Consider the following 23,323-nt stretch of genomic DNA (forward strand, 5'->3'; position numbering starts at 1 on the left):
TGGTGGGCTCGGTGGTGGGCTCAGTGGCCCATGCCCAGGCCGCCGTCGACGGGGATCACGGCCCCGGTGATGTAGGCGGCGTCCTCGCCCGCCAGGAAGGCGACGACCTTGGCGATCTCCTCGGGCCTGGCCTGCCGGCCCAGCGGGATGTTCTTGCGGATCTGCTCCTGGTAGGACTCCTCCAGCGCGGCCGTCATGTCGGTCTCCACGAAACCCGGGGCGACGACGTTCACGGTGATGCCGCGCGAGCCCAGCTCGCGGGCGGCCGACCGGGCGAAGCCGATCATGCCGGCCTTGGAGGCGGCGTAGTTGGTCTGCCCGGCCGAGCCGAGCATCGCCACGACCGAGGAGATGAGCACGATCCTGCCGCGCTTGAGCCGCAGCATGCCGCGGGTGGCCCGCTTGGCCACCCGGTAGGCGCCGGTCAGGTTGGCGTCGATGACGTCGGTGAAGGTCTCCTCCTTCATCATCGGCAGGAGCGTGTCCTTGGTGATGCCCGCGTTGGCGACGAGCACCTCGACCGGGCCCTGCTCGGCCTCGACCTTCCCGAACGCCGCTTCGACATCGGCCATGCTGGTCACATCGCACTGCACGCCGAACAGCCCCTCGGGGGGCTCTCCTGAGCGGTAGGTGACGGCGACGGCGTCGCCGGCCCTGGCGAGTTCGCGGGCGATCGCGAGGCCGATGCCGCGATTGCCGCCGGTTACGAGAACAGATCGAGCCATGGAGCCGACGCTATCCGTTACTCGCCGGTAGACCCGTTATCCGCGAAGGACAAGATCGCAGGTCTAGGATCGTGGACATGCGCCAGATCGATCCCGACTTCCTCGCCCTGCCCATGAGGCGGATGGCGGACGCGGCCCTGCAACGTGCCCGTGACCTCGGTGCCGAGCATGCCGACTTCCGGCTCGAACGCATCCGCGCCGAGACCCTGCGCCTGTCGGACGCCCGGCTGGAGGGCTCCATCGACGCCGACGACCTCGGCTACGCCGTACGGGTCGTCAAGAACGGCACCTGGGGCTTCGCCGCCGGCATCGAGCTCACCCCCGAGGCCGCGGCCGCCGTGGCCCAGCAGGCCGTCGAGGTGGCGGTCGTCTCCGCCGCCGTCAACCGCGAACCCATCGAGTTGGCCCCCGAGCCGGTCCACGCCGACGTCACCTGGGTCTCCGCCTACGACGTCGACCCGTTCGACGTGCCGCTGCGCGACAAGGTGGAGCTGCTGGCCGACTGGTCGGGCGGCCTGCTGAAGGACCCGCGCGTGGACCACGTCCAGGCCTCGCTGATGCAGGTCAAGGAGCAGAAGTTCTACGCCGACACGGCGGGCACCTGCACCACCCAGCAGCGGGTGCGCCTGCACCCGGTGCTGGACGCCATGAAGACCGGCGAGGGCCGCTTCGAGGAGATGCGCACCCTGGCCCCGCCCGTCGGCCGCGGCTACGAGTACCTCACCGGCACCGGCTGGGACTTCCCCGCCGAGCTCGCCGCCCTCCCCGAGCTGCTGGAGGAGAAGCTCGGGGCCCCCTCGGTCGAGGCCGGCGTCTACGACCTGGTCATCGACCCGTCCAACCTGTGGCTGACGATCCACGAGTCGATCGGGCACGCCACCGAGCTGGACCGCGCGCTCGGCTACGAGGCGGCCTACGCCGGGACCAGCTTCGCCACCTTCGACCGGCTCGGCAGCCTCGTGTACGGCTCGCCGGCGATGAACGTGACCGGCGACCGCACGGCCGCGCACGGCCTGTCCACCATCGGCTACGACGACGAGGGCGTGGCCACCCGCGAGTTCGACATCGTCTCCGGCGGCGTCCTGGTCGGCTACCAGCTCGACCGGCGGATGGCCCGGATGAAGGGCCTGGGCGCCTCCAACGGCTGCGCCTTCGCCGACTCCCCCGGGCACATGCCGATCCAGCGCATGGCCAACGTCTCGCTGCGGCCCGCGCCCGGCGGCCCCTCCACCGACGAGCTCATCGCGGGCGTCGAACGGGGCGTCTACGTCGTCGGCGACAAGAGCTGGTCGATCGACATGCAGCGCTACAACTTCCAGTTCACCGGGCAGCGGTTCTACCGCATCGAGAACGGCCGGCTGGCCGGTCAGCTCCGCGACGTCGCCTACCAGGCCACGACGACCGACTTCTGGCGCTCGATGGAGGCCGTCGGCGGCGAGCAGACCTACGTGCTGGGCGGCGCGTTCAACTGCGGCAAGGGCCAGCCCGGCCAGGTCGCGCCGGTCAGCCACGGCTGCCCGTCGGCGCTCTTCCGGGGCGTCCGCGTCCTCAACACCGTGCAGGAAGGCGGGAAGTGATGACCTCTCAGATGAGCCCGCAGGAGATGGTCGAGCGGGTCCTGGAGCTGTCGACGGCCGACGACACCGTCGTCATCGCCGACTCCGGCTCCAGCGCCAACCTGCGGTTCGCGGGCAACACCCTGACCACCAACGGCGTCTCCCGCTCCGCCCAGCTGACCGTGATCTCGATCGCCGGGCAGGGCGTGGGCGTGGTGTCGCGGGCGGCGGTCCGGCCCGAGGAGCTGGCCGACGTCGTCGCCGCGGCCGACCGCGCCGCCGAGGACGCGCGCCCCTCCGAGGACGCCCGGCCGCTGGTCGCGGGCGCCGTCTCCGCCGACTGGGACGCCCCCGCCGAGCCCACCGCGATCGGCGTGTTCGGCGCCTTCGCCCCCGCGCTGGGCGAGGCCTTCGCCGCCGCCGAGGCGGGCGGGCGCAGGCTGTACGGCTTCGCCGAGCACGGCGTCACCACGACGTTCCTGGGCACCTCCACCGGCACCCGCCTCCGGCACGTCCAGCCCACCGGGCGCCTGGAGCTCAACGCCAAGTCCGCGGACATGAAGCGCTCGGCCTGGACGGGCGTGGCCACCCGCGACTTCGCGGACGTGGACGTGGCGGCGCTGGACGCCGCGCTGGCCCGGCGGCTGGAGTGGGCGAAGAACCGGATCGACCTGCCCGCGGGCCGGTACGAGACGCTGCTCCCGCCGGGCGCCGTCGCCGATCTGATGATCTACCTGTACTGGACGGCCGGGGCCCGCGACGCCTTCGAGGGCCGCACGGTCTTCTCCCGGCCCGGCGGCGGCACCCGCGTCGGGGAGACGCTCGCCTCCCTGCCGGTCCGGCTGCGCAGCGACCCGGCCGCCGCGGGCCTGGAGTCGGCCCCGTTCGTGGTCGCGCACACCTCCAGCAGGCAGAATTCGGTGTTCGACAACGGCCTGCCGCTGGCGCCGACCGACTGGATCGCCGACGGCACGCTGGCGAACCTGATCCAGACCCGGCACTCGGCGGAGCTGACGAACCTGCCCGCCACCCCCGCGATCGACAACCTGATCATGGAGGGCCCGGCGGGGGGCAGGTCGCTGGAGGAGATGATCGCCTCCACCGAGCGAGGGCTGCTGCTCACCTGCCTGTGGTACATCCGCGAGGTGGACCCGCAGAGCCTGCTGCTCACCGGCCTGACCCGCGACGGCGTCTACCTCGTGGAGGACGGCGAGGTGGTCGGCGAGGTCAACAACTTCCGCTTCAACGAGAGCCCGGTGGACCTCCTGGGCCGCATCACCGAGATCGGGGCGAGCGAGCAGACGCTGCCGCGCGAGTGGAACGACTACTTCACCCGCACGGTGACGCCCCCGGTCCGGGTGCCCGACTTCAACATGTCGACGGTCAGCCAGGCGAGCTGATCCGGCACGCCGGACCGGCCCGGGGCGCGTCCGTGCGCCCCGGGCCGGTCCGGCGCCGGGCGAACGGACGCCCTCCGGGCGGCTTCCCGGCGGATCAGCCGTCCTCCAGGCGGAAGCCCACCTTCATGCCGACCTGGAAGTGGGCGACCTCCCCGTCGACGATGTGCCCGCGGACCTCGGTCACCTCGAACCAGTCGAGGTGGCGCAGGGTCTGTGCGGCGCGGCGGACGCCGTTGCGGACCGCCGCCTCGATGCTCTCCCCCGACGTGCCGACTATCTCGGTCACCCGGTACGTTCGATCCGTCATGCCCCCGTCCTACCCGGAAGCCATGATCACATGACCGTTCACATCCGATCGATCCGAGGTCTACGGTGGAAGGAGTGAGGGGATGGCCGTGAAGGGATGGCGCAGACGCGCGGCGGTTCACCAGGTGACCGACGCCCGGCCCTCGTTGAGCGAGGACATCGGGCGGCGGGAGCGGAACTACCTGATCAAGATGGGGATCCGGCTGGCCTGCCTGGTCCTCGCCTTCACCGTGCCCGCCCCGATGGCGGTCAAGATCCTGCTCTTCGCCGGAGCGATCTTCCTGCCGTACGTCGCCGTGGTCGGCGCCAACGCCCCCCGCGGCGGAGCGCCCGCCGATCCCGCCTTTACCGATCCGGGACAGAACGAGATCCCGATGCACCGGCGCGAGATCGGGTCGTGACGAAGTCTTGACGCATCCTCCGGGTTGGAGGTGTACGCTTTAACCAAGTGCCCTGGTCCCCCGTCGGGGCACTGGTGCCGGCGTTCCGGGCCCCCGTCGGAACGCCGATGAAGCGACGCCGGGTGGTTTGCCCCCGTAACCACCCGGCGTCGCCCTTTTCTCCGGCCTTCTGGTCCCATCCTGGTTTCCTGCGCGCCGTTCCCTACTCCGGTTTCCTGCGCGCCGTTCCCTATGCGTCGCCCAACGTCTCCGTGGTCGCCCGCTCCCAGTCGCGGGCCAGTTCGCTCACCCGCTCCACCGCGCCGGGCGGCGCCGTCCCCGCCCCCTGGGCCAGGCCCAGCACGTAGGCCGTCAGCGGCGCGGCCGGGCGGGCCACCCCGTGGGCCACGTCCCTGGTGAGGTCGAGCAGCGCGTCCCGGTCCACCCGCGCGGGGTCGACGCCGAGTTCCCTGCAGACCAGCGCGGTCCACTCCTCCAGCACGTTCACGTCCTGCTCCTCACATGCGTCAGATCGTCCACCGTGTCGCAGTCGAACCACGGTTCCCCGGGCAGGTGGAGCCTGACCGGGTCCAGCGGGGCCAGCAGCCCCCGCAGGGACCGCCCCGCGTAGCCGGAGAGCGCCTCGGCGAGCGCCGCCGTCCGCCAGGCTCCCACCAGCCACTGCTCGTGGCCGCCGTCGTCGACGAGCAGCGCGCCCGCGCCGTTCCCGCCGTCCCCTTCTGCGCCGTCCGCCGCGTCGAGGAGCGCCTCGACGTGCCGGGCGCGCAGGAACGGCAGGTCGGCGGCGAGCAGGACCACGCGGGGGGCGGTCGCCTCCGGCAACCCGGCCCGCAGCGCCGGGACCGGCCCGCCGCCCGGCGGGTCCTCGGTGCGGAAGACCGCCCGGTCGAGTCCCGGCCGCGGCGGCCCGACCACGATGAGGCGGCCGGCGCCGGGCACGGCGGCGGCCACGCGCTCGATGAGCGGCACGCCGCCCACCTCCAGGCCGGGCTTGTCCCGTCCGCCGAGCCGCGAGGCCCGCCCTCCGGCGAGGATCAGCGCGTCGTACCCGGTCATGGAGATGAGGCTAGCTCACGTCGTCCGGACGGCCGGACCCGGACGCCGTCTCCGCACGGTGCCGGACCCGGACGCCGCCTCCGCACGGTGCCGGACCCGGACGCCGCCTTCCGCACGGGCGAGTCCGACGACCGCTTCCGTGCGGGGCGACTCCGAGACGCACGGCGTTACCCGCCGATGGCCGACATCGGGCGCGACGGCTGCAGGAAGGCGGGATCGTCGATGCCGTGCCCGGCCTTCTTGGTCCGGACCGCCGCCAGCCAGCGCTCGGCCAGCTCGTCGTCGGAGGCCCCGGAGCGCATCGCCGCCCGCAGGTCGGACTCGTCCGTCGCGAACAGGCAGTTGCGGATCTGGCCGTCGGCGGTGAGCCGTACCCGGTCGCAGGCCCCGCAGAACGGGCGGGTGACCGAGCCGATCACGCCGACCCGCGCCGGGCCGCCGTCGACGAGGAACAGTTCGGCGGGGGCGCTGCCCCGCTCGGCCGGGTCGGCGTCGGTCAGGCCGAAGGAGGCCTGCAGCGTCGCGAGGATCTCGTCGGCCGTGATCATGTTCTCCCGGCGCCAGCCGTGCTGGGCGTCCAGCGGCATCTGCTCGATGAAGCGCAGCTCGTAGCCCTTGTCGAGGCAGTAGCGCAGGAGCGGGACCGCCTCGTGGTCGTTGACGCCGCGCATCAGCACCGCGTTGATCTTCACCGGGCGCAGCCCGGCGGCCTCGGCCGCGGCCAGGCCCTCCAGTACGTCGGCCAGCCGGTCGCGGTGGGCGAGTTTGGCGAACGTCTCGCGGTCCAGGGTGTCCAGGGAGACGTTCACCCGGTCGAGGCCGGCCGCGGCGAGCGGCCCGGCGAGCCGGGCCAGCCCGATGCCGTTGGTGGTCAGCGAGACCTGCGGCCGGGGCGCGAGCGCGGTGGTGCGGGCCACGATGTCGACCAGCTCGCGGCGGAGCAGTGGCTCGCCGCCGGTGTAGCGGACCTCGGTGAGGCCGAGCCGCTCCACCCCGATGGCGACCAGCCGGACGATCTCTTCGGCGGTCAGCAGCTCGGGCTTGGGCAGCCAGTCGAGGCCCTCGGGCGGCATGCAGTACGAGCAGCGCAGGTTGCAGCGGTCCGTGAGGGACACCCGAAGATCGGTCGCCACTCGGCCGAACGAGTCGCGCAACACGGGCGCCACCCCTCCCCTTGTCATTCGAGCAAGGGGGCCAGCCTAAGGCCGCCCCCCTCCTCCGCCCAAAAACGGGCTCCATCGCCTGACAACGGCCGCGCCGTACGGATCATTCCCCGGTGCGCTTCCCGGGAGGGGCCAGGAGCCCGTCCCGCAGCGCCTGCCGTACCTGCATCAGCGCGAACCCCAGCAGGTTCAGCCCCCGCCACGTCTCGGGCCGGCCGGCCCGCTCGTCGCCGGCCGCGAGCCCGATCCCCCAGATCCGGTCCACCGGGCTCGCCTCGACCAGCACCCGGTCCCCCGTCCCCAGCAGGAACCCCCCCAGCTCCGGGTGCTGGGCGAACTTGGCCAGGTTGCCCCGGACGACCAGGTCGGAGCGGGCCGCCTGCCACGCCCGCTCGTCGAAGCCGCGCACCCTCCGCCCCAGGTCCTTGGCCCGCTTGGGGTGCCCGGCCGCCACGATCTCCGCCGCGGTCTCCTCATCGCCGAACAGCCGCGCCTTGCCCGCCATCATGAAGTGCTCCGCGGTGCGGTAGACCACCCCGTCCACGGTGAAGTCCGCCGGCCACCACTGCGACAGGCACCCGGCCCCGACCCCGCCGGAGCGCGGCGGCCGGTGCCCCCAGAACATCAGGTAGCGGACCTTCTCCCCCCGCGCCACCGCCGCCGTCAGAGCCGCCACGTCGCGCACGTCCATCGCCTCGGTCATGCCGTGCACCCTCGCAGATGCCCGCCGTCGGCGGCCAGCCGTTTCCCGGACGCCGGCGACCCGTCCGGGGCGCGCCGCACACCCGGGCGCGGCCGGGAGAGCGGACGGGGACCGAGCAGCGCGGCGACGTGAACCGGCGGGGGACGGAGCGGCTTGGCGGCCTCGGCGGAACGATCCGCCTCGGGCCGGGCGCGGCCCCGCCCGAGGCGGATCGTTCACCGGACTCTAGTAATAGAGGTAGAGGGCGAACTCCGAGCCGGCGAGCTCACACCGGAAACTCTGGACGATCCCGCCGCTGGTGACGGCTCTGAAACCGGTCCTGACGCACTGGTCCTTGTACGGGTAGGACCCGGCGAGGTGCCACGACGGGGCGGCCTGGGCGGAGACGTCCGCGACCGACGCGGCCGACGCGGCCGGGGCCGAGAGGGACACCGCACCGATGGCAAGCCCTCCGGCCGCCAACACCGCCGCCGCCGTACGACGAACCTTCATTCTTCTTCCTTTCGTGGATGCCACACCCGGGCTGCGGTTTCACTGGCGCACCCGGCCTCTTCGACACGACGCCTGCACGCGGAGGGAAGAACCGCTGCAGGCCGATCTCATGGTGGCCGTTTCCGGGCTTCCGGGTCGTCCCCCTTCCGAGGGAGCGCCGATCCGCCACACGAATTACCCTCGTGCCTCAATTCGCGATCGGTGAAATACAAAAACCGAATAGAAGGCGACCGAAAAAAAGGGGAGGGATGCGATGGGCGTTTTCCCGCCCGGAACCGCGGCCCCTGCCGATCAACCGCGGGACACGCGGCGCCGTCCCCCGGATGACGGCGGCGCAGTACCCGGCCGGCGCGCGGGGATCTGCGCCGGCGGGCGGCTCGCCGTCCTGCCGGGCCGCGCGCAGGAGCGATGAGGACCACCGAGGGCCCGCACCGCGGGTCAGCGGGGATGCCGCCGCCGCGGTGCGGGCCCGGAAGGCCGGGTCAGCCCTTGATGCAGATGAGCTGGCGCAGGTGGGCGACGACCTCGACCAGGTCGGACTGGGCGGCCATGACCGACTCGATGTCCTTGTAGGCGGCGGGGATCTCATCGATCACCCCGGTGTCCTTGCGGCACTCCACGCCCTCGGTCTGGGCCTTGAAGTCCGCCAGCGTGAAGGTCCTCTTGGCCTTGTTCCGGCTCATCCGGCGGCCGGCGCCGTGCGAGGCCGAGTTGAACGCCGAGGCGTTGCCCAGGCCCTTCACGATGTAGGTGCCGGTCGCCATCGAGCCGGGGATGATGCCGAACTCGCCGGATCCCGCACGGATCGCGCCCTTGCGGGTGACGAGCACGTCCACGCCGTCGTACCGCTCCTCCGCCACGTAGTTGTGGTGGCAGGAGATCGGCTGCTCGAAGGTGATGTTCGGAAGGTGGCGCCGGAGCACGTCGCAGGCCAGGGCCATCATGACCGCCCGGTTGCGGCGCGCGTAGTCCTGCGCCCAGAACAGGTCCCGCCGGTAGGCGTCCATCTGCGGCGTGCCCCCGACGAACACCGCGAGGTCCCGGTCCGGCAGGTCCTGGTTGTGCGGCAGGCTCCGCGCCTCGCCGATGTGGTGCTCGGCCAGTTCCTTGCCGATGTTGCGCGACCCGGAGTGCAGCACGACCCAGACCGCGCCCTCGTCGTCGGCGCAGACCTCCAGGAAGTGGTTCCCTCCCCCGAGGGTGCCCATCTGGACCTCGGCCCGCTCCCTCCGGCCCCGCACGGACGGGGCGAGCCGGTCGAAGTCCTTCCAGAAGTCCGCCCAGTCGGCGGTCTTGAAGCCGTGCAGCCGGGTCGGGTCGACCGGCCGCTTGTGGTGCCCGAACCCCACCGGCACCGCCTGCTCCAGCTTCGAGCGCAGGTAGGCCAAGTTGTCGGGCAGGCCGCTCGCCGTGTAGGAGGTCTTCACCGCGGTCATCCCGCACCCGATGTCGACGCCCACCGCCGCCGGCGAGACCGCGTCCCGCATGGCGATGACCGAGCCCACGGTGGCCCCCTTGCCGTGGTGCACGTCCGGCATCACCGCGACCCCCTGCACCCACGGCAGGTTGGCCACGTTGCGCAGCTGCTGCATGACGTTCGCCTCGACCTCGTCCGGGTCGGCCCACATGCGGATCGGCGCACGGCCGCCCTGCACCTCTCTGTACGTCATCCCCACGTCGCCTCCCTCCGGCGAGTCGCTTACGACCTTCATCGCGACCTTCATCGCGACCTTCATCGCGAACAAGGTCAATGACGCCAGAACCGGGTCACCGGCCGCAACCGGATTAACCGCCCTCCCCCGGATGAACGGCCGGAGCGGCGTGCGGTCTTCCCGTACGGCCCGCGGCGGGGCGGGTGGTCCCGGGCCGGTCTACGCGATCGCGGTGCCCTGGGAGAGCAGGAGCAGGACGTCGACCGCCGCGACGGCGACGGCCGCGGCGAACGGCGCCCGCGGTGAGCGGCGGCCCAGCAGCAGGCCGGCGCCCGCGAGCAGGGCGGCCCCGGCGAGGGCGGTCCAGCCGCCGGCGCCGGGCGGCCCCGGCGGGGCCAGGACGAGCAGGCAGGTGGCGGCCAGGAGCGGCACCGGGACCAGGGCGCGGACACGGTCCGGGCCGAGCCGCTGCGGCCAGCCGCGGACCCCGGTCGCCAGGTCGCCGGGGATGTCCGGCAGCACGTTGGCCAGGTGCGCCCCGCAGCCGAGCAGCGCCGCCGCGAGCACCGCCCACCAGGCGGGCCGGGGCTGTCCGGGCAGGCCGAGCGCGACGAAGGCCGGCAGCGAGCCGAACCCCACGGCGTAGGGGGCCCAGGACAGCACGGTGGCCTTCAGCCCGAGGTCGTAGCCCCAGGCCGCGGCGACCCCCGCGAGGTGGACGGCGCCGGCCGCCGTACCGGAGGCCAGGGAGAGCGGCACGCACGCCGCGAGGGCGGCGAACGCGGCGGTCCACACCGTCCGGGCGCCCACGGCGCCGTCGGCGACCGGTTTGCCGGTCCGCCCGGCGGCCCGGTCCCGCCCGGCGTCCACCGCGTCGTTGCACCAGCCGATCGAGAGCTGTCCGGCCAGCACGGCCGCGGCCACCAGGACGCACCCGGCCGCGTCGCGCCCGCTCGCCGCGGCCAGCACGGCCGTCAGCGCGGTGACCGCGGCGGTCGGCCCGGGGTGGCAGGCCCGCACCAGCCCGGACAGGAGCGCCGGGAGGCGGGGACGGCTCTGGCTGCGCGGCGTCCCGCTCGTCGTCACGGACGCGATCCTAGACGCCGGTGATCGGCTCGGCGAAGCATGGCGCCCGCCCGCGCGGGCAGAGATCGGAGAGTCCCCCTCAGCGAGCCGGGAGTGTCCAGATTGAGCCGTATCACCGCCGTTCACGGCGTGCTGCCCCCGAACCGCCACGCCCAGGACGAGATCACGGACGCGTTCGCGCGGCTGTGCCTGCCGGAGGGGGCCGACCGCGCGCTCCTGAACCGGTTCCACGCGAGCGCGGGGGTCGGCCACCGCCACCTGAGCCTGCCGCTCGACCGGTACGACAAGCTCGACGGTTTCGGGGCGGCCAACGACGTCTTCATCGACACCGCCCTCGAGCTGGGCGCCCGGGCGGTGAGCGGCGCGCTGGAGGAGGCGGGACTCGCCCCGGAGGACGTCGACCTGATCATGTTCACGTCCGTGACGGGCGTCGCCGCACCCTCGATCGAGGCCCGCCTGGCGGGCCGGCTGGGGCTGCGCCCCGACGTCAAGCGGGTGCCGGTCTTCGGCCTGGGCTGCGTCGCCGGAGCGGCCGGGATCGCCCGCGTCCACGACTACCTGCGCGGCTGGCCCGGCCACGTGGCCGTGCTGCTCTCGGTCGAGCTGTGCTCCCTGACCCTGCAGCGCGGGGACGCCTCGGTCGCCAACCTGGTGGCCTCGGCGCTGTTCGGGGACGGCGCGGCCGCGGTGGTGGCCTGCGGCGGCGATCGTGCGCCGCGGATGCGGGGACCCGAGGTGGTCGCCACCCGCAGCCGCCTGTACCCCGGCTCCGAGCGGGTGATGGGCTGGGAGGTCGGCGACACCGGCTTCCGGGTGGTCCTCGATGCGAGCGTCCCCGACGTGGTCAGGACCTACCTGGCCGACGACGTGCACGGCTTCCTGGCCGCCCACGGCCTGGCCGCGGGCGACGTCACGGCGTGGGTGTGCCACCCCGGAGGACCGAAGGTCCTGGAGGCCGTCTCCGCGGCGCTCCGGCTCCCGCCCGGCGCGCTCGACGTCACCCGGCGCTCCCTGGCCGACGTCGGGAACCTCTCCTCCTCCTCGGTGCTGCACGTCCTGCGGGACACGATCGCGCTGCGTCCGCCGCCGGGCACGCCGGGCCTGATCATCGCGATGGGCCCCGGTTTCTGCTCCGAACTCGTCCTGCTGCGCTGGTAGGGGGTGACCGGGATGTCGTGGCAGCTGTCGTCGTGGTACCTGCTGCTGGTGCTGCTCGTCGCCGTCGAGCGACTCGCCGAACTGGTCGTCGCCCGCCGCAACCTGCGGTGGAGCCTGGAGCGCGGCGGGGTGGTCTCCGGCCAGGGCCACTACCCGTGGATGGTGCTCCTGCACACGGGCCTGCTGGCCGCCTGCCTGGCGGAGGCGGGCCTGGCCGGCCGGCCCTTCGTCCCGGCGCTCGGCGGGACGATGCTGGCCCTGGTGCTCGCCGCGCAGGCGCTGCGCTGGTGGTGCATCGCCACCCTGGGACCGCAGTGGAACACCCAGGTGGTCGTGGTGCCGGGCCTGACGGCGGTCACCGGCGGTCCCTACCGCTTCCTGCGCCACCCCAACTACGTCGCGGTGGCGGTCGAGGGGGCGGCGCTCCCCCTGGTGCACGGGGCGTGGGTCACCGCCCTGGTCTTCACCGTCGGCAACGCCGTGCTGATGGCGGTCCGGATCCGGTGCGAGGAGGCCGCCCTGGCGGCGCTCGCCCCGGCGCCGGGGCGGGCGCCGGCATGATCGACGTGCTGGTGGCGGGCGGCGGGCCAGCCGGTCTGGCGACCGCCATCCACGCGGCGCGGGCCGGGATGGAGGCGGTGGTGGTCGAGCCCCGGCCCGGGCCGGTGGACAAGGCGTGCGGCGAGGGCCTGATGCCCACCGGCGCCGCGGTCCTGCGGTCCATGGGCGTCGAGCCGGCCGGCCGGCCGCTGCGCGGGATCCGCTACCTGGACGGGCGCCACCGGGCGCAGGCCGCCTTCCGCGGCGGGCTCGGGCTGGGGGTGCGGCGCACCGCGCTGCACGCGGCGCTCGCGCGGCGCGCGGCCGAGCTGGGGGTGCGGGTCGTCCCGGGGCGGGTGGCGGAGCTGCGCCAGTACGGCGACCACGTCGAGGCGGCCGGGTTCCGCGCCCGCTGGCTGGTGGCCGCCGACGGTCTGCACTCGCCGCTGCGGTCCCTGCTCGGGTTGGAACTTCCCGAGCAGGGACCGCGCCGGTACGGCCTGCGGCGGCACTACGCGACCGCCCCCTGGTCGGACTTCGTCGAGGTGCACTGGGCGGCGGGCGGCGAGGCGTACGTGACCCCGGTGGGCGACGGGCTGGTGGGCGTGGCGGTGCTGACCTCCCGGCGCGGCGGCTACGCCGAGCGGCTGAGCGAGTTCCCGGCGCTGCTGGAGCGGCTGGACTGCCCGGCCGCGACACCGGTGCGCGGTGCCGGGCCGCTGCGCCAGCGGGTCCGCGCCCGCGTCGCCGGGCGGGTGCTGCTGGTCGGTGACGCGGCCGGCTACACCGACGCGCTGACCGGCGAGGGCGTGTCGCTCGCGCTGCTGTCGGCGCAGGCCCTGGTGCGCTGTCTGCGCGCCGGCACGCCGCTGGCCTACGAGTCCGCCTGGCTGCGGCTGTCCCGGCGGCACCGGCTGCTCACCGGCGCCCTCCTGGCGGCCCGGCGGCACCGGGCGTCGGCCCGGCTGATCGTCCCGGCGGCGCAGCGCCTGCCCGCCGTGTTCGGCGCGGCGGTGCGGGCGCTGGCGTGAGAGGCCTCCGCCGGTGTGAGAGGCCTCCCCGGCCGAGCGCGGCCGACCGGAAGCCGCCCGCCGGAAGCCGCGCGGCGGGCGCCGTACGCGGGGTCAGGCGGACCGGCGCACGGTCTCGGTCTCCGGGGCGTGGCGGTTCGTCCCGGGGAAGCGCACCCGCCACTCCCCTCCGCGGTGCCCGCGCAGCTTGCGGACGAAGCGCCCTCCGCGGTCCGTCGTGGCCGTGGCCACCGTCGTCCACTCCTCCCCCCGCGCCGGCCGGTGCAGGATCTCCACCGGCTGTCGGGGGAAGGGGGCGTAGTCCAGGTAGCCCTCCGGGTCGAGCCGGTTCAGCACGCCTCTGATCTGCACGCCCCTGTCCGCCCGGCGGACCTGGAGCGCGCTGAAGTCGGTCGCGTGCCGGAGCCGGAACCCGGCGTGCCGGACGACCCGGGAGCCGTCCTGGCCCTTCGCGGTGGCGGTGACGGTCCAGAGCCCGGTGGGGTACCAGCGGTTCAGCCGCCGCTCCGGCAGGAACCGCCAGGTCCGCCAGCCCGGCTCCGGCAGCCGCTGCGCGCTCCCGGGCTCCGGCTGCCAGTCCTGCGGGGCGTCGGCCGGGGACGGGGAGTCCGCCGACGGCGGGGAGGCGGGCGGCGCGCCGGGCTCGACCTTGATCGTGACGCCGTCCCGGCCCGAGACCCCCCGGGCGACCACCTCGATGATCAGGCGTACCGGCCGGTCCGGGTGGACCACCGGCGCGGAGGGGCGCAGGGTGATCGAGCGGATCGCCACGTGGTCGTCCGCGGCGACCGGCGCGGCCGTGGCCACCAGCGCCGGCAGAGCGCACGCCCCGGCGGTCAGGGAGATGAGGAAAGCTCTGAAGGTCATGACCAGGAACGCTAGATATCGGCGGGCAACGGGCGTGGTGGCGACAGGCCCGCGAACGGCCAAGAGCCGGGAAAGCGCCCGCCCCCTCCCGGGGACGGGCGCTTTCCCGGCTCCGGCGCCGTCAGCCGGCGTACATCTCGTCGATGATCGCGGCGTACTTGGCGTGCACGACGCGGCGCTTCAGCTTCAGGCTCGGGGTGAGCTCCTCGCTCTCGGGCGTCCACTCCACCGGCAGCAGGCGCCAGCGCTTGACCTGCTGGACCCGGGCCAGCTTCTCGTTGGCGGCGGCGACGGCGGCCTCGACCGCCTTGAGGACGTCGGGGTGCTCGGCGAGCTCGGCCAGCGTGGCGGGCCCGATCCCGTGCGCCTGCGCCCAGCCGGGGGCGACCTCCCCGTCGAGGGTGAGGATCGCCACCGGGTACGGCCTGCCGTCGCCGTAGGCGAGCGCCTGCCCGATGAGCGGGTGCTCCTTGAGGTAGTTCTCGATGTTGGCCGGGGAGATGTTCTCCCCGCCGGCGGTGATGATGAGCTCCTTCTTGCGGTCGACGATCCGGACGAAGCCGTCCTCGTCGACGGAGCCCACGTCCCCGGTGTGCAGCCAGCCGTCGGAGTCGAGCAGTTCGGCGGTGGCCTCGGGGCGGTTCAGGTAGCCGCGGGTGTTGAGCGGGCTGCGGGTGAGGATCTCGCCGTCCTCGGCGATGCGGACCTCGACGCCGGGCTCGGCGCGGCCCACGGTGCCGAGCTTGTAGCTCTCGGGGCTGTTGGCGGTGAACGCCCCCGTCGTCTCGGTCATGCCGTACACGTCGAGGATCTTCAGGCCGAGGCCGGCGAAGAACCGCTGGACCTCCAGGGGCATCGGGGCCGCGGCGGTGGCCAGCCAGCGGGCGTTGTCGAACCCGATCATGGAGCGGATGATCGAGAGCAGCGCGGCGTCGGCGGCGTCGTAGGCCTGCTGGACCTCCGGTGTGACCGTCCGCCCGTGCTGGCCCGCCTCGACGTAGGCCAGGCCGGCCGCCATGGCCGTGCGCACGTTCTCCTGCTGCTCCTCCGGCTGGGTCGCCAGCAGCGACTGCAGGCGGGCCATCATCTTCTCCCACACGCGGGGGACGCCGAAGAACATCACCGGCTTGACCTGCCCGAGCGTCGCGCCCAGGTTCGCCAGGTCCGTGCAGAAGTGCACGTGCGAGACCTTGAACAGCGGCAGGTACAGGCTGAGCACCCGCTCGGCGATGTGCGCGTAGGTGAGGTAGGAGATCTGCGTGCCGTGGGTGGGCAGCGAGGTCATCCGGTCGGTGGCGCCGACCTCGAAGAGCACGTTGGCGTGGGTGAGCGGCACGCCCTTGGGGTTGCCGGTGGTCCCGGAGGTGTACAGGACCGTCAGGACGTCGTCGGGCCGGACGGCCTGCCAGCGGGCGTCGACCGCGGCCGGGTCGGCGGCCAGGCGCTCGCGGCCCAGTTCCAGGAAGTCGTCCCAGCTCAGGAAGCGGTCGTCGCCGGCCGGGACGTCACCCAGCATCACGATCCGGGACAGGCGGGGCAGCTCGCCGAGGATCGGCTCCCAGCGGGCCAGCTCGGCCGCGCCGCCCAGCACGGCGACCTTCGCACCGACGTTGCCGGCGACGAAGGCGACCTGGTCGGGGGCGAAGGTCGAGTAGACCGAGCACGACGCGGCCCCGGCGTGCACGGCGCCCAGATCGGCCAGCACGTGCTCGCTGCGGTTGATCATCATCAGCGCGACGGTGTCGCCGGACTCCACCCCGAGCGCGGCGAACCCGGCCGCGATCTGCAGGACCCGCTGACGGGCCTCGGCGTAGGTGAGGGTGGACCAGCCGCCCTCCACCGGATCGGAATAGGCGGGCGCGCCGGGGTTCTGCTCCGCCGTCTCCTTCAGCTGTGCGCAAACGGTACGGCCCGCGATCTCCCGCTCGATCGCGGCGCGCACCTCAAGGACCTCACCCATGACGCGCCTCCAGAAAGTGCTCACTTGCACGATTGGGTTGCATCGCACCACACCGGGTCGGCGCAGACAAGACCTCACGGGAATACGGAACCGGACCGTTCCCCGGCGAGGGCGGGAGCCGTCCTCGCGGCCTCACGGCACCGCCGCGGCCCGGCAGGCGGAACCCGGCCCCGCAGGTCATAGGGCCGGTCATGGGATCATTCCGGGGTGACCCAGGTGCTCGATCTCGTCGGGATCTTCGTCTTCGCGCTCTCCGGAGCGCTCGTCGGCGTGCGCAGGCGGCTGGACGTGGTCGGCATGGCCGTCCTCGCCTCGATGACCGCGCTGGGCGGCGGGATCCTGCGGGACCTGATCCTCAACGTCCGGCCCGCCGCCTTCTTCAGCGTCGGCTACGTGGTGGTGCCCCTGGCCGCCACGGTGATCGTGTTCTTCTGGCACCCGCACGTGCAGCGGGTGATGCCGGTGGTGAACGTGTTCGACGCGGCGGGCCTGGGCCTGTTCTGCGCCGTCGGCACGGAGAAGGCGCTGGTGGCCGGCCTCAGCCCGCTGCACTCCGTCCTGCTCGGGGTGACCACGGCGGTCGGCGGCGGCGTGCTGCGCGACATGCTCTCCGGCCAGATCCCCGTGCTGCTCTACGACCGCCAGTTCTACGCGGTGCCGGCCATGCTCGGCTCGACGGTGATGGCCGTGCTGTACGTCCTCGACCTGCACGGCTGGACGGCCACCCTCGCGGCGGCCGTCCTGGCCTTCGGCCTGCGGATCGCCGCCGTGCGCTTCCGGCTCCGCGCCCCGCTCGCCCGGGGGGTCGCCGCGCCGGACTGACCCGCGCCCCGCCCGCCCGCGGCGGCCTCAGACCCGGGTGAGCGGCTCGGCCGGGCGGACGCCGTACGGGCCCTTGACGCGCGCCTCGGCGATGCGCTCCACCGCCTCGGTGACGATCTGCGGCGGCTGGGTGAAGGGCAGGCGGAGGCGGCCCTCCAGGGCGCCGTCCAGACCGAACCAGGCGCCGGGGGCGAGCCGTACCCCGTGGCAGGCGGCGGCGTCGGCCAGCGCGGTGGCCGACGGACCTTCCAACCGGATCCAGAGCGACCCGCCGCCCTTCGGGACGGCGAAGGACCAGTCGGGCATGCGCCGCTCCAACGCCGCCGCCAGGGCGTCCCGGGAAGCTCCGAAGGTGCGGCGACGCTCGGCTCTGGTCTCCTCGACGTCCTCGAACAGCCGGGTCGTGACCAGCTGCTCGAAGAGCGGGCTGGCGATGTCCACCGCGGAACGGGCCACGGCCAGGCGGCGGACCATGGCCGCGGTGGTGCGGATCCAGCCGATGCGCAGGCCGCCCCACCAGAGCTTGGAGGCCGACCCGACGGAGATCACCCGGCTGTCGGTGTCGAACGCGGCCAGGGGCGCCGCCGGGGACGCCTCATCGATCGCCAGCTCGCTCCAGGTCTCGTCCACGACCAGCGTGGTGTCGCACGCGCGGGCCGCGCCGACCAGCCCGGCCCGGGTGGCGTCGTCCATCAGGTGCCCCGTCGGATTCTGGAAGTCCGGGATCACATAGGCCAGGCGGGCGGCCGACTGGCGCATCGCCGAGGTGAGCAGGTCCAGGTGCCAGCCGCCGGAGGGGACGCCGACCGGGACGATCCTGGCGCCGCGCAGCCGGGCCACGTCCAGGATGTGCGGGTAGGTGGGCGACTCGACCATCATCGGGTCGCCCGGCGACAGCAGCGTCATGACCAGCAGGTGGAGCGCGTGCTGGGCGCCGGTGGTGACGAGGATCTGCTCGGGCCGGGTGGCCAGCCCCCGGGCGGTGTAGCGGGCGGCGATCGCCTGGCGGAGCGGCGCGATCCCGGCCGGGTCGTAGCCCATGCCGAGCGCGTAGCGCGGGTAGTGCTCGCCCGCGTGGGCGATCGCCGCGGGCAGCGCCGAGGCGGCGTGCGGCGCGGCGCAGTGCATGGGCAGCAGGCCGTCGTCCCCCGCGGCGATCCACGGGTTCTCCGTGCCGAGCGCGCCGACGTCGGGCAGCGCGGTCCAGCTTCCGGCGCCCTGCCGGCTGTCCAGGTAGCCCTGCTCGCGGAGGCGGTCGTAGGCGGCGGTCACGGTGGTGCGGCTGACGCCCAGGGCCTCGGCGAGGTGCCGCTCGGCCGGGACGCGCACGCGCGCCGGGAGGCGCCCGTCGAGGATCAGCGCGCGCATCCGGTCGGCCAGGGCCCGGTAGTAGGGCCTGGTGCCGGGGTCGATCACGACGAGGCGGGCGAGCTGGGAGCCGCTCAGATACCGGTCCATGCGGGCCACTATAAGACCACTTTCGGTGATTGGCCCTTTGCCGGGACGGTGGCGGCCTGAATGATTCAGACCATCATGAGCGACCTCTCCCTGACCGCCCTCGGTTCCCTCCCCACCCGCCTGGCCCGCCTCTACGCCGGCCTGGCGCTCTACGGGGCCGGCGTCGCCCTGCAGATCGAGTCCCGGCTCGGCGGCAGCCCTTGGGACGTCTTCCACCAGGGGCTCTCCATCCACCTGGGCCTGTCCGTCGGGACCTGGATCATCCTGGTGGGCGCACTGGTGATGCTGCTGTGGATCCCGCTGCGGCAGCGGCCCGGCGTCGGCACGGTCAGCAACGTCGTCTTCCTCGGCCTGTTCGCCGACGCCGCGATGTGGCTGGCGCCCGCGCCCGACCCGCTCGCCGCCCGGTGGGCCTTCCTGCTGGCCGGCGTGGTGGCCACCGCCGCCGCGACGGCCCTGTACATCGGCGCCGGCCTGGGCCCCGGTCCCCGGGACGGGCTGATGACCGGCCTGGTCCGCCTGGGGCTGTCGATCCGCACCGCCCGCACGCTCATCGAGCTGACCGCGCTGGCGGCCGGCTGGCTGCTCGGCGGCACCGCGGGCGTCGGCACGGTCGTCTTCGCCCTCGCCGTGGGGCCCCTCACCCAGTTCTTCATGCCGCGGATGAGCTTCACCCGCCCGGAGCCGACCGGCCGACCGGCCGCCTGACCGCCTGACCGCCGTCCAGGACGGCGGGACGGCCCGCCGTGCGGAATCGCCGCGCGGAATCGCCGCGCGGAATCGGACCGGTTCCGGGGCCACCCGGACGCGGCCCGAGGTATTAGCGTCGGATGCATGCGCATCGAGGACTACGCCCTCATCGGCGACATGCAGTCGGCCGCCCTCGTCGGCCGGGACGGCTCCATCGACTGGCTCTGCCTGCCCCGCTTCGACTCTCCGTCGTGCTTCGGCGCGCTGCTCGGCGACGCCGACCACGGCCAGTGGTGGATCGGCCCGGCCGGCGCCGGGCGGCCCGCCGCCGCCCGGCGGCGCTACCGGGGCGACACCCTGGTGCTGGAGAGCGAGTGGGACCTGCCCGGCGGCACGGTCCGCGTGATCGACTTCATGCCTCCCCGGCAGGCCAACCCCGACGTGGTCCGGATCGTCGAAGGCGTCTCGGGCGCGGTGGAGATGTCCACCGAGCTGCGCGTCCGCTTCGACTACGGCCGGGTCGTGCCGTGGGTGCGCCGCCACGACGGGCACCTCCACGCCATCGGCGGCCCCGACTCGGTCTGGCTGCGCTCCCCGGTGCCGCTGCACAGCCGCGGCTACGCCCACCACGGCTCCTTCCGCGTCTCGGCGGGCGAGCGCCTGGCGTTCGTCTTCACCTGGCACCCCTCCCACGAGCCGCGCCCGACCGAGATCGACCCCTTCGAGCAGCTGACCGAGACCGAGGCGCTGTGGACCGACTGGGCGGACCGGTGCACCCACACCGGCCCGTGGCGGGACGCCGTGGTCCGCTCGCTCATCACGCTCAAGGCCCTGACCTACTCCCCCACCGGGGGCATCGTCGCGGCCCCCACCACCTCGCTCCCCGAGGACCTGGGCGGCGTCCGCAACTGGGACTACCGCTACTGCTGGCTGCGCGACGCCACCATGATCCTGGACGCCCTCATCGGCTCGGGCTACCTCCAGGAGGCCGCCGACTGGCGCGCGTGGCTGCTGCGCGCCATCGCGGGCCGCGCCGAGGACCTGCAGATCATGTACGGCGTGGCGGGGGAGCGCCGCCTGCCCGAGACGGAGCTGGACTGGCTGCCCGGTTACGAGGACTCCCGGCCGGTCCGCATCGGCAACGGCGCGGTCAACCAGCTCCAGCTCGACGTCTACGGCGAGGTCTCGAACTCCCTCTACCTGGCCCGCGCCTCGGGCCTGTCCCCGGACAACCGCGCCTGGACCATCCAGCGGAAGCTGATCGACTATTTGGAGGCCCACTGGGACGAGCCCGACGAGGGGTTGTGGGAGGTCCGCGGCCCCCGGCGCCACTTCACCCACTCCAAGGTGATGTGCTGGGTCGCGCTGGACCGGGTGATCAGAGCCGTGGAGGAGTTCGGCCGCATCGGTCCGGTGGAGCGGTGGAAGGCGCTGCGCGACCGCATCCACGCCGAGATCTGCGCCAAGGCCTTCGACCGCACGCGCAACACCTTCACGCAGTCGTACGGCTCGCACGAGCTGGACGCCGCCCTGCTGCTCATCCCGATCGTCGGCTTCCTGCCCGCGACCGACCCGCGCGTGATCGGCACCATCGAGGCCATCGAGCGCGAGCTGATGGTGGACGGGTTCGTGCTGCGCTACCCGGTGGCCAAGGACAACGACGTGGACGGCCTGCCCGGCGGCGAGGGCGCCTTCCTGGCGTGCAGCTTCTGGCTGGCCGAGGCCCGCGCGATGGTGGGCCGCAGGGACGAGGCGGTCGAGCTGTTCGAACGGCTGCTGTCCCTCCGCAACGACGTCGGGCTGCTCGCCGAAGAGTACGACCCCCGCTACGGCCGCCTGGTCGGCAACTTCCCGCAGGCCTTCAGCCACGTCCCGCTGATCCACGTGGCCCGCGCGCTCGGCTGACCCCGCGGCCCGCACGCCGACACGGGCGGGACCGGGACCGGCCGACCGAGGACGGGGGCCGCGGGGTCAGCCGAGCCGCTGCGGAGATCCCGCAGAAAAACATCCGATCCCGCTGTAACAAAACACCGCGGACCCGACTCTCATCCGGTGAACGGCACAACGAGAGGATCGGGACAATGAGCGACTTCGTCACCACCGAGTTCATCGACGGCGACGGCGACGGCCACACCGACGCCGAGCTGATCGACACCACCGGCGACGGCTACGCCGACGAGGCGCGTTACGACATCGACGGCGACGGCGTCACCGACGTCGTCGACTACGACCACAACGGCGACGGCGTCATCGACGAGACCCGCGTCGACCTCGACGGCGACGGCGTGTCCGACTACACCGAGACCTCGGGCCCCTTCTCGGCCTGACCCCCGATCCGGCCGGCTCCCGGGAGCCTCACCTCATCGGGAGGACCCGGACCCGGGAGCACGCCCGTGGGCCCCGCCCGCCTCCCGGCGGACACGGGCCCGGGTCCGGGTCCGGGCGGGCTCCGGGCCGCCCCGAGCCGCCCCGGGCCGCCGACGAAAGGTGATCATGAAAAACGCACGGGCGCTCCCCGCCCTGCTGCTCGCGGCCTTCCTGGCGCTGACCGGCTGCGCCCCGGTGGCGTCCGGCTCCGACGGGCGGTCCACGGGTCTCGGCAGGGTGTCCGCGGGTTCCGACGGAGCGGCCATCGCCTCTCCGCCGCCGGCCTCCGGCGGCGGCCGGGACGTGGACGCCCCGGTGAAGCCTCCGGGCCGCGAGGGCGCGCCCGGCCGGGCGGAGGGCGACGGCCCCACGGAGGTGGGGGAGGCGGGACCGCTGAGCGGAACCGGCCTGCCCCTTCCCCTGCCGCTGCTGCTCGCGCTGGCCGCCGGCGCCCTGCTCACGGTGGCCGCCGCGCTCTACCTGTGGCGGCGCGACCGGAGCGCCGCCTCCGCGCCCGGGCGGAGCGGACCGGGGGTGCCGGCGCCTCCGTTCCCGGCGAACCCTGCCGCGTCCGGCCCTGTGATCAGCCCTACGTCCGGCCCCGGCCCCGGCCCCTCCTCCGCACCCGTGACCGGACCCGTGACCGGACCCGTACCTGGACCTGTGACCGGACCCGGACCCGTGACCGGCCCCCTACCCGGACCCGCCCCCTCCCCCGCGGCGTCCGACCCGCTGGCGGACGCGCTGGCCGAGGTCGCCCGGAGCGGGATCAGCCCGGCCCTCGCCCAGCGGGTGGAGCGCCTGTTCGCCGACGGCCATCCGGGGCGGCAGGCGCTGCTCGACGCCTGCATCGACTGCCGGGACCAGATCGACGAGCGGCACCCCCGGCTGTCCGGTCTGCTGCTGGACGGGCTGAACCGGGCCGGCGTCCGGGAGATCGTCGCGGACGGGCGGCGCTTCGACCCGCGCCTGCACGAGGCGTTCGGCACCGAGCCGACCGAGCGGCCGGAACTGCACGACGTCGTCGCCGAGACCGTCAAGCGGGGCTACGCCGACGGCGAGCACGTCATCCGGGTGCCGCAGGTCGCCGTCTACCGCCACGGGCCGTCCGGGGACGGAACACCGCGATGAGCGCCCGTGCACTCCCTGCCCGTGCACTCCCCGCCCGTGCACTCCCCGCCCGCGCACTCCCCGCCCGCGCACTGGGCCGTGCGCTCCCGGCGGCCCCCTCACTCTCCGGCGAGCTCGGCCTGCAGGCGCTTCCTGGCTCGATGGATCCAGACCCGCACGGTGTTGAGCGGCACCGCGAGCGCGGCCGCCGTCTGCTCGTAGGTGAGCCCGCCCGCCCACAGCAGCAGCGCCTCGCGGTGGGACTCCGGCAGCGCGGTCAGCGCCCGGCGCAGGTCGGTCAGCTCGGCCACGGTGTCCTCGAACGGCCCGGTGACCACCGTCTCCTCCTCCACCTCGGAGAAGAGCGTCCCGCCGGGAGCGGCCCGGCGCCGGACCACCGCGTGGGCGGCGTTGCGCGCGATCGCGAGGACCCAGGCGCGGAAGGGCGCCCGGCCCGCGAAGGAGCCCAGTCCCCTCCACGCGGCCAGCTGCGTCTCCTGCAGCGCGTCCAGCGCGTCGGCGCGGTTGCCGGTCAGGTGGTAGCAGACCCCGAAGGCCTGGCGCTGCGCGGTCGCCCACAGCCCGGCGAAGGCGTGCTCGTCACCCGCCCGTGCCGCGGACAGGAGAAGACCTTCGTCCTCGACGACCCTGCTCAGGGACCCGCTCGTCATCGGTCACGCTTTCTCACGAGATGGAAACACCCCATGACAGCACGTCGCATGATTGTCCCGGTATGAGGTAGCGAGCCATGATATTGGACCGTAACAATACGGAAGCCGG

Annotated in this window: 24 protein-coding genes; 11 read left to right on the forward strand and 13 right to left on the reverse strand. The window is 74.0% G+C overall.

Going from position 1 to position 23,323, the window contains the following annotated elements:
- Positions 1–20: 20 nt before the first annotated feature.
- On the reverse strand, positions 21–725 hold the full coding sequence (locus HS045_RS22040; protein ID WP_196453331.1) for a beta-ketoacyl-ACP reductase: 705 nt from the start codon (positions 723–725) through the stop codon (positions 21–23).
- 77 nt (positions 726–802) lie between these two features.
- On the opposite strand from HS045_RS22040, the gene HS045_RS22045 reads away from it, so the two are divergent.
- The gene (locus HS045_RS22045; RefSeq protein ID WP_196453332.1) at positions 803–2,302 is read left to right on the forward strand and encodes a TldD/PmbA family protein; all 1,500 of its coding nucleotides are present in this window, start codon (positions 803–805) and stop codon (positions 2,300–2,302) included.
- A complete protein-coding gene (locus HS045_RS22050) occupies positions 2,302–3,681 on the forward strand; it encodes a metallopeptidase TldD-related protein (protein WP_196453333.1) in 1,380 nt (459 codons plus the stop codon). Before HS045_RS22045 ends, HS045_RS22050 begins: the two co-directional genes overlap by 1 nt.
- A gap of 94 nt (positions 3,682–3,775) precedes the next feature.
- Here HS045_RS22050 and HS045_RS22055 read toward each other — a convergent pair whose 3' ends face one another.
- Positions 3,776–3,988, reverse strand: a complete 213-nt coding sequence (locus tag HS045_RS22055) for a dodecin (RefSeq protein WP_189236246.1) — start codon at positions 3,986–3,988, stop codon at positions 3,776–3,778.
- Between the two features lie 82 nt (positions 3,989–4,070).
- On the opposite strand from HS045_RS22055, the gene HS045_RS22060 reads away from it, so the two are divergent.
- Entirely contained in the window at positions 4,071–4,388 is a 318-nt protein-coding gene (locus HS045_RS22060) for a DUF3099 domain-containing protein (RefSeq protein WP_230884529.1), read from the forward strand.
- Positions 4,389–4,617: 229 nt separating this feature from the next.
- Here HS045_RS22060 and HS045_RS22065 read toward each other — a convergent pair whose 3' ends face one another.
- The 7 genes from HS045_RS22065 to HS045_RS22095 all read right to left on the reverse strand — a co-directional run bounded on the left by HS045_RS22065 (position 4,618) and on the right by HS045_RS22095 (position 10,540).
- Positions 4,618–4,875, reverse strand: a complete 258-nt coding sequence (locus tag HS045_RS22065; protein WP_196453334.1) for a DUF6457 domain-containing protein — start codon at positions 4,873–4,875, stop codon at positions 4,618–4,620.
- Positions 4,872–5,444: a molybdenum cofactor guanylyltransferase gene (locus HS045_RS22070; protein WP_196453335.1), complete on the reverse strand. Its 573-nt coding sequence runs from the start codon at positions 5,442–5,444 to the stop codon at positions 4,872–4,874. Before HS045_RS22070 ends, HS045_RS22065 begins: the two co-directional genes overlap by 4 nt.
- A 167-nt stretch (positions 5,445–5,611) precedes the next feature.
- Positions 5,612–6,601, reverse strand: a complete 990-nt coding sequence (moaA, locus tag HS045_RS22075) for a GTP 3',8-cyclase MoaA (protein WP_196453336.1) — start codon at positions 6,599–6,601, stop codon at positions 5,612–5,614.
- Positions 6,602–6,710: 109 nt separating this feature from the next.
- A complete protein-coding gene (locus HS045_RS22080; protein WP_196453337.1) occupies positions 6,711–7,310 on the reverse strand; it encodes an NADAR family protein in 600 nt (199 codons plus the stop codon).
- 225 nt (positions 7,311–7,535) lie between these two features.
- Positions 7,536–7,802 carry a hypothetical protein gene (locus HS045_RS22085; RefSeq protein WP_196453338.1) on the reverse strand — a complete coding sequence of 89 codons (267 nt, stop codon included), beginning with the start codon at positions 7,800–7,802 and terminating at the stop codon, positions 7,536–7,538.
- A gap of 482 nt (positions 7,803–8,284) precedes the next feature.
- Entirely contained in the window at positions 8,285–9,472 is a 1,188-nt protein-coding gene (locus tag HS045_RS22090) for an RtcB family protein (RefSeq protein WP_196453781.1), read from the reverse strand.
- A 201-nt stretch (positions 9,473–9,673) separates the two neighbouring features.
- On the reverse strand, positions 9,674–10,540 hold the full coding sequence (locus HS045_RS22095) for a UbiA family prenyltransferase (RefSeq protein ID WP_307827644.1): 867 nt from the start codon (positions 10,538–10,540) through the stop codon (positions 9,674–9,676).
- Between the two features lie 93 nt (positions 10,541–10,633).
- Here HS045_RS22095 and HS045_RS22100 point away from each other — a divergent pair, with 93 nt between their 5' ends.
- The 3 genes from HS045_RS22100 to HS045_RS22110 are packed head-to-tail and all read left to right on the forward strand — an operon-like array spanning position 10,634 to position 13,269.
- Positions 10,634–11,698 carry a 3-oxoacyl-[acyl-carrier-protein] synthase III C-terminal domain-containing protein gene (locus HS045_RS22100; protein WP_307827645.1) on the forward strand — a complete coding sequence of 355 codons (1,065 nt, stop codon included), beginning with the start codon at positions 10,634–10,636 and terminating at the stop codon, positions 11,696–11,698.
- A 12-nt stretch (positions 11,699–11,710) separates the two neighbouring features.
- Complete coding sequence (locus HS045_RS22105; RefSeq protein WP_196453340.1) at positions 11,711–12,259, forward strand: isoprenylcysteine carboxyl methyltransferase family protein; 549 nt, start codon at positions 11,711–11,713, stop codon at positions 12,257–12,259.
- Positions 12,256–13,269, forward strand: a complete 1,014-nt coding sequence (locus HS045_RS22110; protein WP_196453341.1) for an NAD(P)/FAD-dependent oxidoreductase — start codon at positions 12,256–12,258, stop codon at positions 13,267–13,269. Before HS045_RS22105 ends, HS045_RS22110 begins: the two co-directional genes overlap by 4 nt.
- A 93-nt stretch (positions 13,270–13,362) precedes the next feature.
- On the opposite strand, the gene HS045_RS22115 is transcribed toward HS045_RS22110, so the two are convergent.
- Both HS045_RS22115 and HS045_RS22120 read right to left on the reverse strand, forming a co-directional pair.
- Positions 13,363–14,136: a hypothetical protein gene (locus HS045_RS22115; protein WP_196453342.1), complete on the reverse strand. Its 774-nt coding sequence runs from the start codon at positions 14,134–14,136 to the stop codon at positions 13,363–13,365.
- 121 nt (positions 14,137–14,257) lie between these two features.
- Positions 14,258–16,096: a long-chain fatty acid--CoA ligase gene (locus tag HS045_RS22120; protein WP_196453343.1), complete on the reverse strand. Its 1,839-nt coding sequence runs from the start codon at positions 16,094–16,096 to the stop codon at positions 14,258–14,260.
- A gap of 207 nt (positions 16,097–16,303) precedes the next feature.
- On the opposite strand from HS045_RS22120, the gene HS045_RS22125 reads away from it, so the two are divergent.
- Positions 16,304–16,918: a trimeric intracellular cation channel family protein gene (locus tag HS045_RS22125; RefSeq protein ID WP_196453344.1), complete on the forward strand. Its 615-nt coding sequence runs from the start codon at positions 16,304–16,306 to the stop codon at positions 16,916–16,918.
- Positions 16,919–16,945: 27 nt separating this feature from the next.
- Here the strand turns inward: HS045_RS22125 and HS045_RS22130 are convergent, their stop codons facing one another.
- Positions 16,946–18,376 carry a PLP-dependent aminotransferase family protein gene (locus HS045_RS22130; RefSeq protein WP_196453345.1) on the reverse strand — a complete coding sequence of 477 codons (1,431 nt, stop codon included), beginning with the start codon at positions 18,374–18,376 and terminating at the stop codon, positions 16,946–16,948.
- Positions 18,377–18,451: 75 nt separating this feature from the next.
- Between HS045_RS22130 and HS045_RS22135 the strand changes: the two genes are divergently transcribed.
- The 4 genes from HS045_RS22135 (at position 18,452) to grpE (ending at position 22,564) form a co-directional block, all read left to right on the forward strand.
- Entirely contained in the window at positions 18,452–19,084 is a 633-nt protein-coding gene (locus HS045_RS22135; RefSeq protein ID WP_230884531.1) for a YitT family protein, read from the forward strand.
- Between the two features lie 126 nt (positions 19,085–19,210).
- Positions 19,211–20,971 (forward strand): glycoside hydrolase family 15 protein, encoded by a 1,761-nt coding sequence (locus HS045_RS22140; RefSeq protein WP_196453347.1) that lies wholly within the window; start codon positions 19,211–19,213, stop codon positions 20,969–20,971.
- Between the two features lie 176 nt (positions 20,972–21,147).
- Complete coding sequence (locus tag HS045_RS22145; protein ID WP_196453348.1) at positions 21,148–21,393, forward strand: hypothetical protein; 246 nt, start codon at positions 21,148–21,150, stop codon at positions 21,391–21,393.
- Between the two features lie 166 nt (positions 21,394–21,559).
- The gene (grpE, locus tag HS045_RS22150) at positions 21,560–22,564 is read left to right on the forward strand and encodes a nucleotide exchange factor GrpE (RefSeq protein ID WP_196453349.1); all 1,005 of its coding nucleotides are present in this window, start codon (positions 21,560–21,562) and stop codon (positions 22,562–22,564) included.
- Positions 22,565–22,662: 98 nt separating this feature from the next.
- On the opposite strand, the gene HS045_RS22155 is transcribed toward grpE, so the two are convergent.
- On the reverse strand, positions 22,663–23,214 hold the full coding sequence (locus HS045_RS22155) for an RNA polymerase sigma factor (protein ID WP_196453350.1): 552 nt from the start codon (positions 23,212–23,214) through the stop codon (positions 22,663–22,665).
- Positions 23,215–23,323 lie beyond the last annotated feature (109 nt).

Source organism: Planomonospora sp. ID82291, assembly GCF_015711645.1.
Taxonomy (GTDB): domain Bacteria; phylum Actinomycetota; class Actinomycetes; order Streptosporangiales; family Streptosporangiaceae; genus Planomonospora.

Coding starts and splice junctions, on each gene's coding strand:
- HS045_RS22040 (WP_196453331.1), bottom strand. CDS start 725: ATGGCTCGATCTGTTCTCGTAACCGGCGGCAATCGCGGCATCGGCCTC.
- HS045_RS22045 (WP_196453332.1), top strand. CDS start 803: ATGCGCCAGATCGATCCCGACTTCCTCGCCCTGCCCATGAGGCGGATG.
- HS045_RS22050 (WP_196453333.1), top strand. CDS start 2,302: ATGACCTCTCAGATGAGCCCGCAGGAGATGGTCGAGCGGGTCCTGGAG.
- HS045_RS22055 (WP_189236246.1), bottom strand. CDS start 3,988: ATGACGGATCGAACGTACCGGGTGACCGAGATAGTCGGCACGTCGGGG.
- HS045_RS22060 (WP_230884529.1), top strand. CDS start 4,071: ATGGCCGTGAAGGGATGGCGCAGACGCGCGGCGGTTCACCAGGTGACC.
- HS045_RS22070 (WP_196453335.1), bottom strand. CDS start 5,444: ATGACCGGGTACGACGCGCTGATCCTCGCCGGAGGGCGGGCCTCGCGG.
- HS045_RS22080 (WP_196453337.1), bottom strand. CDS start 7,310: ATGACCGAGGCGATGGACGTGCGCGACGTGGCGGCTCTGACGGCGGCG.
- HS045_RS22085 (WP_196453338.1), bottom strand. CDS start 7,802: ATGAAGGTTCGTCGTACGGCGGCGGCGGTGTTGGCGGCCGGAGGGCTT.
- HS045_RS22090 (WP_196453781.1), bottom strand. CDS start 9,472: ATGACGTACAGAGAGGTGCAGGGCGGCCGTGCGCCGATCCGCATGTGG.
- HS045_RS22105 (WP_196453340.1), top strand. CDS start 11,711: ATGTCGTGGCAGCTGTCGTCGTGGTACCTGCTGCTGGTGCTGCTCGTC.
- HS045_RS22110 (WP_196453341.1), top strand. CDS start 12,256: ATGATCGACGTGCTGGTGGCGGGCGGCGGGCCAGCCGGTCTGGCGACC.
- HS045_RS22115 (WP_196453342.1), bottom strand. CDS start 14,136: ATGACCTTCAGAGCTTTCCTCATCTCCCTGACCGCCGGGGCGTGCGCT.
- HS045_RS22120 (WP_196453343.1), bottom strand. CDS start 16,096: ATGGGTGAGGTCCTTGAGGTGCGCGCCGCGATCGAGCGGGAGATCGCG.
- HS045_RS22130 (WP_196453345.1), bottom strand. CDS start 18,376: ATGGACCGGTATCTGAGCGGCTCCCAGCTCGCCCGCCTCGTCGTGATC.
- HS045_RS22135 (WP_230884531.1), top strand. CDS start 18,452: ATGAGCGACCTCTCCCTGACCGCCCTCGGTTCCCTCCCCACCCGCCTG.
- HS045_RS22140 (WP_196453347.1), top strand. CDS start 19,211: ATGCGCATCGAGGACTACGCCCTCATCGGCGACATGCAGTCGGCCGCC.
- HS045_RS22145 (WP_196453348.1), top strand. CDS start 21,148: ATGAGCGACTTCGTCACCACCGAGTTCATCGACGGCGACGGCGACGGC.
- grpE (WP_196453349.1), top strand. CDS start 21,560: ATGAAAAACGCACGGGCGCTCCCCGCCCTGCTGCTCGCGGCCTTCCTG.
- HS045_RS22155 (WP_196453350.1), bottom strand. CDS start 23,214: ATGACGAGCGGGTCCCTGAGCAGGGTCGTCGAGGACGAAGGTCTTCTC.